This window comes from Campylobacter sp. 7477a (genome assembly GCF_014892335.1).
Lineage (GTDB): Bacteria > Campylobacterota > Campylobacteria > Campylobacterales > Campylobacteraceae > Campylobacter_A > Campylobacter_A californiensis.
In genome coordinates, this window is record NZ_JADBJH010000018.1 from 13,947 (window position 1) to 28,039 (window position 14,093).

General features: G+C 41.9%; 23 protein-coding genes. 18 read left to right on the forward strand and 5 right to left on the reverse strand.

The window, feature by feature from the left end; all coding sequences use genetic code 11:
- Positions 1–61 precede the first annotated feature (61 nt).
- The 4 genes from CCAL5182_RS08460 to CCAL5182_RS08475 form a co-directional block, all read right to left on the reverse strand.
- On the reverse strand, positions 62–1,033 hold the full coding sequence (locus CCAL5182_RS08460; RefSeq protein ID WP_336610772.1) for a major capsid protein: 972 nt from the start codon (positions 1,031–1,033) through the stop codon (positions 62–64).
- 1 nt (position 1,034) lies between these two features.
- Positions 1,035–1,364: a hypothetical protein gene (locus CCAL5182_RS08465; protein WP_336610773.1), complete on the reverse strand. Its 330-nt coding sequence runs from the start codon at positions 1,362–1,364 to the stop codon at positions 1,035–1,037.
- 109 nt (positions 1,365–1,473) lie between these two features.
- Positions 1,474–2,313 (reverse strand): phage protease, encoded by an 840-nt coding sequence (locus tag CCAL5182_RS08470; protein ID WP_336610774.1) that lies wholly within the window; start codon positions 2,311–2,313, stop codon positions 1,474–1,476.
- Positions 2,313–2,756, reverse strand: a complete 444-nt coding sequence (locus CCAL5182_RS08475) for a hypothetical protein (RefSeq protein WP_336610775.1) — start codon at positions 2,754–2,756, stop codon at positions 2,313–2,315. The genes CCAL5182_RS08470 and CCAL5182_RS08475 overlap by 1 nt, the downstream gene beginning before the upstream one ends.
- A 211-nt stretch (positions 2,757–2,967) precedes the next feature.
- On the opposite strand from CCAL5182_RS08475, the gene CCAL5182_RS08480 reads away from it, so the two are divergent.
- The 14 genes from CCAL5182_RS08480 (at position 2,968) to CCAL5182_RS08545 (ending at position 10,054) form a co-directional block, all read left to right on the forward strand.
- Complete coding sequence (locus CCAL5182_RS08480; protein WP_336610776.1) at positions 2,968–3,387, forward strand: DUF5675 family protein; 420 nt, start codon at positions 2,968–2,970, stop codon at positions 3,385–3,387.
- On the forward strand, positions 3,388–3,744 hold the full coding sequence (locus tag CCAL5182_RS08485; RefSeq protein ID WP_336610777.1) for a hypothetical protein: 357 nt from the start codon (positions 3,388–3,390) through the stop codon (positions 3,742–3,744).
- The gene (locus CCAL5182_RS08490) at positions 3,741–3,974 is read left to right on the forward strand and encodes a hypothetical protein (RefSeq protein ID WP_336610778.1); all 234 of its coding nucleotides are present in this window, start codon (positions 3,741–3,743) and stop codon (positions 3,972–3,974) included. Before CCAL5182_RS08485 ends, CCAL5182_RS08490 begins: the two co-directional genes overlap by 4 nt.
- 2 nt (positions 3,975–3,976) lie before the next feature.
- Positions 3,977–4,357: a hypothetical protein gene (locus CCAL5182_RS08495; RefSeq protein WP_336610779.1), complete on the forward strand. Its 381-nt coding sequence runs from the start codon at positions 3,977–3,979 to the stop codon at positions 4,355–4,357.
- Positions 4,350–4,970, forward strand: coding sequence for a phage baseplate assembly protein V (locus tag CCAL5182_RS08500; RefSeq protein WP_336610780.1), 621 nt, complete (start codon positions 4,350–4,352; stop codon positions 4,968–4,970). The genes CCAL5182_RS08495 and CCAL5182_RS08500 overlap by 8 nt, the downstream gene beginning before the upstream one ends.
- A 1-nt stretch (position 4,971) precedes the next feature.
- Positions 4,972–5,259, forward strand: a complete 288-nt coding sequence (locus tag CCAL5182_RS08505) for a GPW/gp25 family protein (RefSeq protein WP_336610781.1) — start codon at positions 4,972–4,974, stop codon at positions 5,257–5,259.
- Positions 5,252–6,337, forward strand: coding sequence for a baseplate assembly protein (locus CCAL5182_RS08510; RefSeq protein WP_336610782.1), 1,086 nt, complete (start codon positions 5,252–5,254; stop codon positions 6,335–6,337). The genes CCAL5182_RS08505 and CCAL5182_RS08510 overlap by 8 nt, the downstream gene beginning before the upstream one ends.
- Positions 6,334–6,927: a phage tail protein I gene (locus CCAL5182_RS08515; protein ID WP_336610783.1), complete on the forward strand. Its 594-nt coding sequence runs from the start codon at positions 6,334–6,336 to the stop codon at positions 6,925–6,927. Before CCAL5182_RS08510 ends, CCAL5182_RS08515 begins: the two co-directional genes overlap by 4 nt.
- Positions 6,928–6,940: 13 nt before the next feature.
- Positions 6,941–7,375 carry a phage tail-collar fiber domain-containing protein gene (locus tag CCAL5182_RS08520; RefSeq protein ID WP_336610784.1) on the forward strand — a complete coding sequence of 145 codons (435 nt, stop codon included), beginning with the start codon at positions 6,941–6,943 and terminating at the stop codon, positions 7,373–7,375.
- Between the two features lie 126 nt (positions 7,376–7,501).
- Entirely contained in the window at positions 7,502–7,873 is a 372-nt protein-coding gene (locus CCAL5182_RS08525; RefSeq protein ID WP_336610785.1) for a DUF1353 domain-containing protein, read from the forward strand.
- Between the two features lie 55 nt (positions 7,874–7,928).
- On the forward strand, positions 7,929–9,086 hold the full coding sequence (locus CCAL5182_RS08530) for a phage tail sheath family protein (RefSeq protein WP_336610786.1): 1,158 nt from the start codon (positions 7,929–7,931) through the stop codon (positions 9,084–9,086).
- A gap of 12 nt (positions 9,087–9,098) precedes the next feature.
- A complete protein-coding gene (locus CCAL5182_RS08535) occupies positions 9,099–9,614 on the forward strand; it encodes a phage major tail tube protein (protein ID WP_336610787.1) in 516 nt (171 codons plus the stop codon).
- A 21-nt stretch (positions 9,615–9,635) separates the two neighbouring features.
- The gene (locus CCAL5182_RS08540) at positions 9,636–9,908 is read left to right on the forward strand and encodes a phage tail assembly protein (protein ID WP_336610788.1); all 273 of its coding nucleotides are present in this window, start codon (positions 9,636–9,638) and stop codon (positions 9,906–9,908) included.
- Positions 9,909–9,925: 17 nt separating this feature from the next.
- Positions 9,926–10,054 (forward strand): hypothetical protein, encoded by a 129-nt coding sequence (locus tag CCAL5182_RS08545; protein ID WP_336610789.1) that lies wholly within the window; start codon positions 9,926–9,928, stop codon positions 10,052–10,054.
- Here CCAL5182_RS08545 and CCAL5182_RS08550 read toward each other — a convergent pair.
- Positions 10,051–10,218, reverse strand: coding sequence for a hypothetical protein (locus CCAL5182_RS08550; RefSeq protein ID WP_336610790.1), 168 nt, complete (start codon positions 10,216–10,218; stop codon positions 10,051–10,053). The genes CCAL5182_RS08545 and CCAL5182_RS08550 overlap by 4 nt on opposite strands.
- A 44-nt stretch (positions 10,219–10,262) precedes the next feature.
- Between CCAL5182_RS08550 and CCAL5182_RS08555 the strand changes: the two genes are divergently transcribed.
- The 4 genes from CCAL5182_RS08555 to CCAL5182_RS08570 form a co-directional block, all read left to right on the forward strand.
- Positions 10,263–12,455 (forward strand): phage tail tape measure protein, encoded by a 2,193-nt coding sequence (locus CCAL5182_RS08555; protein ID WP_336610791.1) that lies wholly within the window; start codon positions 10,263–10,265, stop codon positions 12,453–12,455.
- Between the two features lies 1 nt (position 12,456).
- Positions 12,457–12,831, forward strand: a complete 375-nt coding sequence (locus CCAL5182_RS08560) for a phage tail protein (protein WP_336610792.1) — start codon at positions 12,457–12,459, stop codon at positions 12,829–12,831.
- Between the two features lie 111 nt (positions 12,832–12,942).
- The gene (locus tag CCAL5182_RS08565; protein WP_336610793.1) at positions 12,943–13,137 is read left to right on the forward strand and encodes a tail protein X; all 195 of its coding nucleotides are present in this window, start codon (positions 12,943–12,945) and stop codon (positions 13,135–13,137) included.
- The coding region (locus CCAL5182_RS08570; RefSeq protein ID WP_336610794.1) for a phage late control D family protein at positions 13,131–14,093 on the forward strand (963 nt) is incomplete at its 3' end. The genes CCAL5182_RS08565 and CCAL5182_RS08570, both read left to right, overlap by 7 nt.

Here is a 14,093-nt window from a genome sequence, read left to right on the forward strand (position 1 = left end):
TTTTTACAAAATAAGAGGCTTAAAGCCCCTTATTTTGATTTTACTTGCCTAGCCGTCCAAATTATGCAAACTCAAGCTCGACTATGGCGTCAAGACGGTTGCAAATCGGAATAGGTCTGCTCTCGCTTACGATATTCCAACCCGCACCTCGAGGCAAAACTTCAGGAGTAGCCGCAAAAAATTTCGTAGGAGCCTTACCGATAGCTTCCGTGTGATTAGCTCTAGTATATACGATCTCGAAAATCTCGCTATCTAGCGGCACGACTACACCCTTTTTACCGCTCATATATGTTGTCGGCTTTCCTTTGGTATTTTTATACGTTGCATCATACGGCATGAAGGTCTTGCCGAAAATTTCAAGCGTAAGTAGTCCGTTTTTATCGAATATTTTTACTGCGCTTGTGTTTAGCAGTTTTCCATCTTCGACTATCTTTAAGAGTTCCTCGTAAAGCTCTCTTGTTACCAACGCAATATATGGTTTTGCAACACCCAAGACTTCGACCTGAGCCTTTTCTATCTCGCTAAGCATAGTAGATAGCTTGGTTGTCGCACTTATGCTCACCTTTTTGCGATTTGCCGTAAGCTCAAACAAGGTATTACCCTCGCCGTCCATCACCTTACCGAATATTGCGCCGATTGCCATATACTCGATAGTATTTGTGATATTGCTTTTTTGTTTATTTAGCTTTCTGCCGATAGCCGCCGCCAAACTCTTTGCTTGCTCGCTCTGAGTATTTAGGGTCTTTAGCAAATTCATCTCGCTAGCGCTTAGTACGTCTTGCTGAGGAAAGCGAGGCAGCGGCACTGAGATGATCGTTTCGTCGGGATTTTTGGTTACCAAATGCTCGCCGTTTTCACTCACGCTTTTTAAGATTGTGCCTGCGCCTTTAGTGATGATAAGGTTGTGCGTATTTGAAAGCGTCGGCGTCCATTTGGTAAAGAACGTATCCGTTATAAAGCTCTGATCGGCCTTTGTTTGATTGATGATCTCAGTCATCTTTTCGACCGTGAAAAGTTTAAGTAACTCATCCATATTAACCCCTTACTATGATTTTTTGTTTAAATAGTGCGACTTTTAGCTCCGAAGCCGCGCCGTCAAGCATAACTTCGCCAAGCACCAGTACGCCCGCCTCTTTTGTGCTATCTATGCCATCGGTTAGCACGCCAAATACCGCCGCCGCATTTGCAATAGTGGCGGTTTGATTATCCTGCGTTACCGCAGCAAAACTTTCACCGCCATTTATGCTAAAAAGCACCGTGCCGCACTCAAGCGGCTTATTTGTCTCTATTTTGGCATTTAGAGTCAGCACCTCATTTACTACGACATCGTCGTAGGTTTTTGGTTTTTTTATTTCGTTTGGCATCTTTTCTCCTTTAATTTTTTACTTCTCGGATAAATAAAATCCATCCTGCTACCAAAGTTTAGCACTTTGGAAACGCGCTAAAGACTAAGCTCGGCTAATGCGAGCCACCTTATTGTAGTGCAAATTTAACTACGTCTATTTCGCCGCTATTAGCTGCTCCTGATTTGTTTGCAAACATATCATTTTGCAAATTCGGTTTTTGCGTGATAGCGGTAGCACCTTTTAAAAACTCGTTAAAGCCGTTTAAATCGGCTTTAGCATAGCTTAACGCCCACTGCTTTTGAGGCTCGCTAATCTTATTTGCGATAATTGCACTCTCAACCGCACTCGTCGCAAGAGCCTCTTTTAATGCGGCATTCTCACCTTTTGCCGTTTCAAGCTCCGCTTTTAGCGCGGTGATAGTAGCTTCTTGCTCAGTTTTTGTCGCCTCTATCGCCTCGGCGTCTAGTTGTTTGGATTTATCCATATTTTCTCCTTTTGGATTAAGGTTTTTGTTTGCTCTAACTTCGTCAAGTTCATCTAAAAACGGGGTATTTGTAAGGGCTACGCTTTCAATCTCGCAGCCTATCCATGCCCCGCTTTTGTTATCGCGCGCACCAAAATTAAACACGGGGCTTAAATAGCGGTATTCGCCGTTTTTTATGTATTCTTTAGCTCTTGCAGTCCAGCTTACCATGCCGTAAAGTTTGCCCTCTTTAATGCTCATAGATTTTACCCAGCCTGCCGCAGGAGCTTCACGCCCCATAAGAGTTTGGTGTTCATAATCTATTACTAGATCAATCTTTCTAGCGTCAAAATTTAGCTTCATCTTTTCGATGTCTGCGCTGTCAATACGAAACTCTCCCGCATAATGACCTTTCCATTCGCCCGTCACTGCAAGCAGAATTTCAACCAGCTCCTCGCTTGCGCTCTCTTTTTTAAGCGCAATCAAATCCGTCCCAAAACGCATTAATTTCCCTCCAGCCATTCGTCTTTTTCTCTAAAGCTTGTCTGAATTTCGCGCGATAAAACATAGATATAACCATAGTCGGTTATACTATTATGCAGTACTTTTAAAGTTCCAAGCTCTACGCCGAATTCATTGTTTAGCACCACGTTTTTAAGCTTTTTATCTATTTGTTCGCACATATCAAGGCAGTTATATTTGTTTTCTTGCCTATACGACTGTTGCTTACTTGAGGTTGCCGTTAGTATATGAATATTGTATGTAGCTACTTTATTTACGTAGTCCTCATATTTTTCTCCTACAAACTCGATAAACACAAAACTCTCGCCGCCTTTTATAAGCAGCTCCATCTCGTTTTTATCTTCAAACTCGCCAAGGTAAGGCTTTGTGTTTTCACACACTTCCTTAATCGTGGCGATAAGTTCTTTTTCAAACTCTACAAGCATTTATACTCCTATTTAATAAAACATCGGCCGTCACCGAACATTTCACTTATTTGGCGCAATTATGCGATTTTGGAGTGATGAAAATCTATTAACATTTTTTGTCAAAATTTTTTATAAAAAACTTTGACAAAAAATTGTGGCAAAAAACTTTGATAGATTTTAGGAGTTTAAAGCCCTTATAATTGCCGCAAAAGTTTAAAAAAGGAAGTACGTGAAAACCCTATACATAAAACGCTTTAAGGCCATCAATGACGGCACTATCGGCGAGTTTAAGCTTATGCAAGATAGTGAAGTTTTGCTTAGCGGCTACACGCTTGAGCCTGCTGGGCCTGATACTGTTACGCCAAACAATGATAGGCGTATACCGGCCGGAGCATATACAGCTACTTGGAGTTATAGTTCTACTTTTAAAAAGGAGCTACCACTGCTTTTTAGTGAGCTAGTAAGTAAAAACCGCCGAATCCTAATACACGGTGGAAACTATCCAAAAGATACACTTGGCTGTGTCCTTATCGGCGCAGAATACAACGAGAGGGGTGTTTTAAAAAGTACAAACGTGCTTAACGAGCTTATAAATTTAACCCGCGATAGCGATTTTCAAGCTATTATCGCAAATAATAAAGGCGCATAAATGGGTATCTTTAGCAAGCCTTTTTTTTACGCTATTACGGCGTGCGGGGTTTTAACCCTATCACTCATCGGCACGGGGCTAAAAATAAGCTCGCTTGCGGCGGCAAATGAAATTCTAAAAGATAGCAACAAAGAGCTAACCGGCAAAGTGGGCGAGCTCACGACTGATAAGGCTACGCTAAAAGCGAATCTAGCCAATTGCGACGCCGCTCTCGCCTCTCAAAACCAAGCCATAAAAGAGGCGATGGTAAAGGTAGATAACGCGCCGTCCAAAGATGCGGAGCGAATAAAGAAAATTTTCGTCAAGGATAAAAGCTGCGAGGCGGAATTAAAGGCTTATAAGGAGTTGTTTAAATGAGAAATTTAGCCGTTTTTGCAGCGTTTGCCTTGCTTCTTTCGGGCTGTGCGGATAAGCATATGCCCGAGCCTACGATCGTTTATAGAGAAAAACTGACGCCTGTAAAGTGCAACGCACAAATGCCCGTAAAACCAAAAAACGACGGCACATTTGAAACCGATAAAACAATAATGATTTATTTTAGGGAGTGCGAGAGCCGACTAAAACAATGTATCGGAGTAAAGGAATAAAAATGGACGTATCGATAAGCGACGAGATAAAAGAGACGGCACAGCTCATAAACCTAGCCGGAGCTTGGGGACTAAATGAATTTCTTGTCTTTATGGTGATATTCGGCTTTGTGGCTTTTGTCGTAATCTTTTGGCTACTTAGCAAAAATGCAAATGCTAACTCAGAAAAGATAATCGAAGTAACCACAAAGACAAACGAAGCTTTTAACAATAACGCTGACGCGACAAGAGCGTTAATCGAAACTCTAAAAATCGACCGCGTAGAAAGCCGCCAAAAACTAAGCGAAATTCACGATGACGTAAAAGAGATTAAATTTAATATTTCGCATAAACGAGTAAAACCAAGCTTTGGCGAGCATTTAAGAGAGGCGGACTATGAATGAGTGCATAGAGATAGGTGTAATAAGCGAAGTAAGAGCTGATAGAGCACGCGTAAAGATCGGCGATATGGTAACCGATTTTTTGCCTGTGCTTGCTTTGGCAAATTCTTTCGCAAGAGCTTTTACGCCTATTCGCGTGGGCGAGCAGGTAGTAGTTTTACCTATTCGAGGCAGCCTAAATAGCGGCGTAATACTTCGCTCAATATATCAAAGCTCGCACGAAGCTCCGCACACAAACGAAAAGGAGCAAATTCGCACTTTCGAGGACGGCGTAAGCATAAGCTATAACACGGCAAATAGCACGCTGATCGTTTCAAGCCCAAAACTAATAAACATCACTTGCGAAAACGCAAATTTGACCGCTAAAAACGTGAATGTAACCGCAACCGACACCACCGTAAAAAGCCCTAGCATAAAGCTACTGGGCGACACGCTCATACAAGGAAGCATAAATACGGCGGGAAGCGGCGGAGGCAGCGGAAGCTTTGAGATAAACGGAGACGTAAATATAACCGGTTCAATCACGACCGGCGGTAATGCAAATTTCGGCGGTAGCGTGAGCGACGGCAGAGGCGATTTAACAAACCACACAAACAACGGATTAGCAAGAGATTAATATGAAACACTTAGTAAGCATTAAAGAGAGTATTAAAGACATACTTTTAACGCCTCTTGGCTCAAGGGTTATGCTGCCCGAATACGGCAGCCGCTTGTTCGAGCTAATAGACCGCAGGGTAGACGACGAGTTTAGAGCCGATCTTGCCTGCTATGTGATCGAGGCGGTAGAAAAATGGGAAAAGAGAGTAAAAATAGACGAAGTAAGACTAATCAGCCTTGAAAATCATGCCTTGAAATTTAAGATAGTTTTTGAGAGTGGCGGCAGTATGGAGGTAGCTTATGCTTGATTTAAAAAATTTACCCTATCCAAACGTTATCGAGCGGCTTAACTACGATGAAATTTTAAACAGCGTTAAAAGCCTCTTTAAAGAGTATTTAACCGATGATGAAATTTCACTTTTAGAAAGCGATAATTACAGCGCATTGCTTGAAACTTTGGCTTACCGCGAGTTGCTTTTGCGCGCTCGCATAAATCAAAGCGTAAAATCTATGCTTTTGCCTTTCGCAACGGGAAGCGATCTTGATAACGTAGTAGCGATATACGGCATCGAGCGGCTAAAAGGCGAAAAACCTACGGCAAGCGTTAAATTTGCTCTTTCGACAGCACTTGATTATGACGTTTATATTCCCGCGGGGCTTGTGCTTGCAAGCAAAGACGGCGACGCGGCTACGCTAAAAGATAGCCTAGTTATAAAAGCGGGCGGTAAAGAGATAACGGGCGTAAGTATCCTTGATAGCTACGTAAAATCAAGCGTAATTAAATGCGAGCTAATACAAACTCCGCTTCCTTTCGTGCTTGCCGCAAAGCAAGAGAGCGAATTTACAGGCGGAGCAGAGCGTGAGAGCGACGATAGATTGCGCGAGAGAGCCGTGCTTAGTTTAGAGAGATTTAGCACAGCGGGAAGCGCTAAAGCCTATATTTACCAAGCGATGTCCGCAAATGCGAAGGTAGAAGAAGTTAGCGTGCTTAACGGCGGAGCCGGTATCGTAAATGTCTATCTAAAAACAACCGATATGAGCGAGGAAACCAGGCAAAGCGTAGCCGAGTATCTAAACGGCGAGAAAGTAAGGCCGCTAACCGATAACGTCGTAGTAGAAAACGCAAAAATAATAGACGTTATCATAAAGGCGGAGCTAGAACTAACCGATACGTTTTTACAAGACGAGATAGATAAGGCCGTAAAACAGACCGCAAATACGCTAAAAATAGGCGAAGATCTAAATTTAAGCTACATATACTCTATGCTGCATAAAAGCGGAGTATACCGCGTAAATTTAGCTAGTCCCGCAGCCGATACCAAAGTAGGCGACGATAGCTTTGCGAGAATAGATTTTAATTTAAGCTATAAAAAGGCGCGGTTATGAGCTTGTTACCGAGTCATAAAAGCAAATTCGATAAAAAGTTAGACGACCTTTTCGCCCTCAAGCTAGAAAATTTAGATCTTAGCGTAATTAATACGCTAGCCTCCTCTTGTCCCGAGCGGCTTTTGCCGATTTTAGCCCAAAGCTTCGACGCGGATATAGACGGACTTAGCGAAGCGGCAGCCAGAGAGCTTATAAAAAACGCCTTTGAAATTCACTTTTATAGCGGTACTTTTTACTCTCTAAACAAAGCCTTAAAATCATTCTATCCTCAGTGTAAGATAAAAGAGTGGCATAAATACGGCGGTAAGCCCTATCACTTTAAGCTTGAGCTTGAATCAACAAAACAAGGCATAACACAAGAGAGCCTAAAAAAGACCGATGAGATAGTAAATACCTATAAAAACGTTAGAAGCGTTTATGATGGCGCGACGATAAAAATCGCAACCAAAGCAAACGCAACAGCTGGAAGCTATCTAATGCAGGGCGAAACGATAGAAATTATGCCTTATCTTTTAAGAGAGCTTGAGGCAAAAACAGGATTTTATCACGCTCAGACGTTTAAAACGCACGAGATTATAAATATATTTTAGAAAGGATTAAAAAATGGATTATTTTAGCATTCTAACCAACGCAGGGCTCAATAAGCTTATCAAAACCGCCGCAAATAACGCCCAAATCATCTTAACCCAAATGGGCGTAAGCGATAGCACAGAGCCAATCACGCAAGATTTAACCGCCTTGCCAAACGAAAGGCATAAATTTAGCATAAACACCATAACTCAAAGCGAGAGCGACGCAAACGTGCTAATTTGTGAAGGCGTAATAGTAGCAGATGTAGGCGGTTTTTATATCCGCAGGGTTGGCATTTACACAGATGACGGCGTTTTATTTGCCGTGGGCGTCGTGCCAGATAGCTATAAACCGCTTTTAAGCGAGGGAAGCAGTAAAGATATAACGATTAAATTTTATTTGCAAGTTGATAACAGCGTTCTTCAAGTGGCGAAGCGAAGTATATACATACTGCTACTCAATACTTGAAAAGGTGCAAAAAGGAGAATTGGAGATAAGCGAAGAAAATATCGCAAAAGCGATGAGCGATATACCGCAACTCGAGCTTCCTAAAGCCTCTACGCAAACAGAACCTAACGAACAAGGAGAATAACGATGAGTGAAATCAAAAGACCCGTGCTAAAACCTTTTTCAAAAGACCGATTTGAGTTAGTCGAGTCATACGAGTACGGCAATATCGTAGTTCCAGCAGCATACAGGACAAACGGCGCAAATGTACCGCGTATCTTTTGGAGCATATTTCCGCCGAATAGCCCCGAATATCTTTCGGCGATAGTCATTCACGACTATCTTTGCGATGAAGCTGAACTCATCTTTGAACTGGGCTCTAAAGAGCAAGCAAAGAGGTTTTTTAAAACAGCCGACGAAACCCTGCGTGAGATGATGACGGCACTCGGCGTAGCAAGGTGGAAGGCGTATGTATTTTACTTAGCATGCCGTACGTGGCACATCATAAAATACAAATAATAAAGGAGTAAAAAATGAGAAATTTAACAATAAACCGAAACAAAGGAGAAAAACTATGAGCGCAAAATTTGGAGTAAACGTAACCATCTCAGCAGAAGCGGCAAGACCTATTCAGGTTGAAAGCACGACGCCTATCGGTATAGCAGGATATGAAGAAGTGCTTGAAAACAGACTTCACTTTTTTATGACAACAGATAAAGCGATAGACGCATTAAACGAGCTTTATAAAAAAGATGAGAATAAAAGCAAGAAAAAAGGCTCAATTTATAGAGCCCTACGTGCCATTTCAGATCAAGCTGTAAATACACAGATTATCCTATCTGTTTTTACAAAAGATGAGGACGAAGATGGAAATGATGAAATTTCAGCTTGCGTAAATGCGATCGGACTATTTGAAAAAGCTAAAGTGCAAACGGGCTACCGCCCAAATATTATTATAGCCCCTGAGTTTTCGGGCGAAGATGCGATAAAAGCAAAGCTTGAAAGTGTAGCAAAACGCTTAAAGGCTACGGGTATCGTAGATATAAAAGCAAACAATGCAAGCGAAGCGATAGTTAAGATGAAAGACTTTGGCACAAATCGCCTGATCGCAGCCTATCCAAACGTTAAAATTTGGGATGATGAAACAAACGATTATGCTTACGCGCCGCAATCGGCACGAATAGCCGGCATGATAGCTTATACCGACGGGTCAAGCGAATTTGGATATAGCAACAGCTACTCAAACCGAGTAATGGGCGGAGTGGTAGGACTGGCTGATGATATAGACTTTGAGTTAGGGGAGACTTGCACGGCGGATGAGCTTAGGGCGGCTCATATCTCAACTATCATTAGAGAGAGCGGCTTTAGAACTTGGGGTGGTGAAACATCAGACCAAGATACCATTTGGCAGGATCTAGCCCGTGTTAGGATATTTGACCGCATTTCACAGGCGGCTCAAAAGGGAGTGCTCTTTGCGATTGACAAAAAAGCGGATCAACTCTACCACGCCAAACGCTCGGTATCGGAGCTGCTTCGTGGGCTGGTTGGGGCAAAGGTATTGCTCGGATATGAGCTATCTTGGAGCGAAAAGAACACCGACGCAAACGTAACGGCTGGTAAATTTTACCTAGACGTTCGTATGCAAAATAATCCGATCGTTAAACAGCTAACGCTAGATTTTATCTATGTGGATAGCTACTCGAGCCGGCTAATGGATGATTTAAATAAATAAAGGAGATAAAAGATGTTAAAACGACAAGTTCCTCAAGTGGTCCAAGAGGCTAACGTATATATTAACGGACAAGGGTATCTTGGAGTGGTAAAATCCTTGACTATCCCAAAGATAGAGCAAGACATGATAGAGATCAAAGGAGCTCTAGGCGGCAATTTCGCAAGCGGCAGTATAAAACCCGTCGAGATGGAGTTTAAGCTAAGCGTGATTGATAAAAATATGTATCTAGGCTACGGCCTTAACACTTGGCAAAACAGGATCCCGTTTTTATTCAAAGCAAGCATTTATCAGGCGGGTAAAGGAGAAGCGGTGCCGTTTTCTATGGCGGTAACGGGCGATATAGTCGAGATTGATCCGGGCAGCTTTGAAAGCGGCAAAGAGCTTGAAATCACCGTAAAGCTTGCCGTGCACTTCCTCGATATAAACATAGATAAGATACCGATGGTGCTATTTGACGTTGAAAATATGATATGTCTTATAGGCGGAGTGGATTATTTAGCGAAAGTTAGATCAAATTTAGGCGAGTAATATAAATTTAAAGGATAAAAGATGGCAAACACAAAAACACAAAATCAAAACATCGTAGAAGAAAACAGCAACAAATACACCGTGGTTAAGCTAACTAACGGCAACACAGTAAAGGTGCGTCACCCAAAAGGCAGGGACTTGCGTGGATTTATGAGTGGGACGTTTAAGCAAGATGACGACAGCTTGTTTCGCCTAGCTAGCTCGCTTACGTGTCTTAGTCTTGACGAGCTTGACGATATGGATGGAAGCGACTTTAAAGCCATAATGCTGGTGGTTAGCGGTTTTTTGGCTTAACGCCTCGGCTTGATGAAGTGGCTCTTATCGCTCACGTTTTAGGTTTTGGCTTTAATGAAATTTTAGATCTAAGCTTAGATGAGTTTAAAGGCTTTTTAAACATAAGTAAAGAGATTTTAAAGGCTAAAAGCGGCGTTTTGGGTTAGTTTTTATCCAAAAACTCGCATAAAAACGGATAAACAAAAGGCACGGCAAAGATAAAATAAAAAGGGTTTATATCAAACAGCCCATAAGCACTTGCGCCAACAATGGCACTAAGCGGCACTAGCCATGAAAGGATGTCGTCATCGTCTATTTGTTTTGTTTTCATGCGAGTATTTTAAATAAAAACGGCTTATATGTCAAGGAATTATGATGGATAATACACAAATTGGGATCTTAATAGGGCTAAAAACTAGCGGTTTTAGCGTGCTTAGCGGCAATATAACAAAACTAAACAAGCTAAGTCAAAGCTTAGCAAATGCAGGCAAAAACGTAACCGAGCTAAATGAAAAGATTAAAAAAATCGAAGGCTTTAAGGCTAACATCGACACAAATATCTCTAAAATCGGCGAGCAGTTTAACAAATGGCAAAGCACGCTAGCAACTGCGGCTAGCTTTGCGGTACCTGTAAAATTTGCGATCGACGATGAAGCTGCATTTGCGGATGTTAAAAAATATGTCGATGACACGGACGAGAATTTAAACACGCTAAAAAATAAAATGCGAGAGCTAAGTAATGCGATGGGTAAGAGCTTTGCAGAAATAGCAAATATCGCAGTTGGTGGCGGAAAGATAAATTTAAAAGGCGATGAGCTTATAAAATACACGCAAATTCTCTCAACCGGTGCAACGGCTTTTGAGATGAGCACGGAGGCGTTAAGCCGTGCATCAAACAATATGAAAGTCGGCTTTAAGATGAATGATTTAAACCGGCTTAACGACTTTTTTGACCGCGTGAATTTGCTTGATAACAAAGTCACAAACGCAAACGCTAGCGATATTTTTGAAGCTACATCGCTCACCGCAGCCACAGCTAGCATGATAAATCTAAACGCAACCGATGCAGCGGCATTTAGCTCGACCATGTTAAGCAGCGGTAAAGCGGTTTCAGTCGTGGGAACTAGCCTAAATGCACTTTATTCTAAGCTATCAATGGCAGAGAAAAACGGCAAAGCGTTTCAGGATGCATTAGCCGGTATCGGAATGGACGCAAACTATCTAAAAAATGCCCTTGCAAAAGACGCTACAGGGGCGATCACGCAGTTTTTAGAAGCTATAAGCAAGGCGGATAAAGATAAACAAACCGGACTTCTTTATGATTTAGTGGGCGGAAATTTTAACGACGAGATTGCCGGGCTTGTAAATAATATCGATGAGCTAAAAGCCAATATCAAAACGGCAAGAAGCGACGAAGCAAAAGGCTCAATGCATAAGGAGCTACAAACCAAGCTAAACACCACAAAAAGCGCACTCGAGCGACTAGCACAGGCGTGGCGAAATATAGGCGCAACGATTGGCGAAGCGTTTTTGCCGACGCTAAATTTTGCGATTAAAAGCCTTAATGCGCTAGCTAGCGGCATAAACGCATTTATACAAAAATCTCCCAACCTCTCAAAGCTACTTTTTGGCATAACTGGCGGAATTTTAGCATTTATTACACTAGCTCCGGCGGTTAAAATCTTAGCCCTATCGTTTGGTATAGCGTGGCAACAGGTTAAAATTTTAGGCACTGCCGTTAGCTTTTTAGCAAGCGTTACAAAATTGCAATACCTAAACACGTTAAAACTAAATGCCGCATATCTTTACACTGCTACTAGCTCAAAGATAGCAGCTTCGGCGACATTTGTGTTGCGTGGCGCACTAAATGCGGTCAGACTTGGCATAATGGCGATAAAATGGGCTTTTGTTAGCACAGGTATTGGGGCTATTGTCGTGCTACTTGGCAGTGCGGCAGCTTATGTGATGGCAAACTGGGATGAGCTAAGGGCGAAATTTGCGCGCATTTGGGAGGGCGTAAAGCCTTACTGGCAAGCAACTACGCAATTTTTTAGTGATATTTGGCAAGGCGTAAGCAGCTTTATAAGCGGCATTTTTGATCCGGTTATAGCGTGGTGGAACTCTTTATTTGGCGGCTTTTTTGATTGGATAGCTGATAAGTTTGGCTGGGTTAGCGATATGATTAAGAGCGTAAGCGATGGGCTTGGCACAGCATGGAGTAAGACAAAGGAATTTCTTGGCTCACTTAATCCATTTAGCGATGATGAAACATCGCAAAGCGTGCAAAGCAGCAAGGCAAGCAGTGGCGGTGGCTTTTTTAGCTCGTTTTTTGGAGGAGATGAAGCAGTTAAGGCGACACAACCGGCGACGCAAAAACACTCAGCTACGGCAGCGGTGCTTAGTGGCGGCGGTGCGATAAATATCGCATTTAACGGCGATTTTTTGCTTAACTCAAATAACGGCAAATTTGATCTTGAAAGCTTTAAAGCTCAGATCACACAAGGGGTGAAGGACGCTTTGCGTCGTGACGAGATGAACGCTAAAAATAGAAGTATCATAGGACAATAGTATGGTTTTATCGTTAGGCGGATTTAAATTTAACTGGAAGCAAACTGACGGCATCTCAAAGGAGAGCGACTTCGGCATTAGCCAAAACGCAAGGATAGGCAACTACCCCGCTATCTTTCGTGCAAATTTAGGAAACGAAACCATAAAAATAGACGGACACACTTTGCCGTATAGCGGAGATAAGCAAGAGGCTCTAAAGCTACTTTATATGTTAGCAAGCACGGGTCTAAGTTATCCGCTAATAACCGGATACGGCAAATATCTAGGCAAATTCGCAATAACAAAGATAAGTGAAAGTCAAGCGGTATTTACCGACAATGGATTATTCTTTACACAAGGGTTTTCACTAGAGCTAAAGCGAGATTTTAGCTCTTAACTTCGCGGACAGGCAAAGCTGGTCCTTGCGACCAAAGTTTAGCACTTTGGAAACGCACTAAAGACTAAGATTGCTACTCGCAATCTAAATTAATGTTAAAAAGGGATTATGATGAATAAAATTTACATAGCTAAAGACAATGAAAGGCTTGATACGATAGTTTATAAATATTATGGCACTTTGGCAAATTTCACTGAAATTTTAGCTTTTAATAGCGGTTTAAACACTATTTTAAAAGCAGGTGAAAAGGTGTTTTTACCTGAGATAAAGACGGAAGTAGTTAAAAGAGAGAAAACTCTATGGTAAGACAACCAAATTTTAAACTCCTAGCCAAAGGAGCGGGCATCACCGCCAAAATCAAATCAAATCTTATTAGCCTAAACTATGAAGACAAAGAGGGGCATGAGAGCGACGAAATAAGCCTAGTCGTAAATGGAATATACGTTAAACCTATATTCGGCGATAACCTTGAGCTTTGGTTAGGATACGAGGGCAATCTATTTCACTGCGGTAAATTTTCAGTCCAAACCGCCACAAGAAACTACAAGGCAAATACAACAGAAGTCCGGGCAACTGCTGTAAATTTTGCAAGTCCGCAAAAGATAGCCAAACGTAGAAGCTGGGAAAATACTAGCTTGTTTGCCATAGCATCAAAGTGTGCAAATGAAAACAAACTAAGTATAAAAACAAGCGGAAACGATCAGCCTATAGCTTCAACATTGCAAAACAATATTAGTGATCTTGATTTTTTATACGGAATTTGCTTTGAATATGGTTATATTATGAAAGTGGCGAATAACACCATCATTATTACTTCAAAAGATGGTAAAAGCATAGAAAACAATGGTGCTGGAATAACGCCAAGCAATGAAGCTCTACCTAAATTTGAAATAGCCTTGACTGAATGTGAAAGCCTAAGCATCACGGAGGCAAATCGCAATAGCTACTCTGCCGTAATAGTGCAGTGGCACGACTCAAAGGACGGCAAGGACAAACAGACTAAAATTGGAAACGGAGAGCAAACCTATAAGCTTACAATCCCGGAACCAAAATCGGACAACGAAGCCTTTAAAAAAGGCGAAGCTAAACTAAATGAACTACAAAGGGGCGGGATAAACGGAAATTTAAGCTGCACCGGCAGAGAATTAAGAGCCGGCGGAAAACTAAAAATAACCGGTGTAGCCGGACTTGAAAAAGTAGAATTTAGCATAAAGTCGGTATCACACAACCTAAACACTACAAGCTATATGATTGATGTGGAA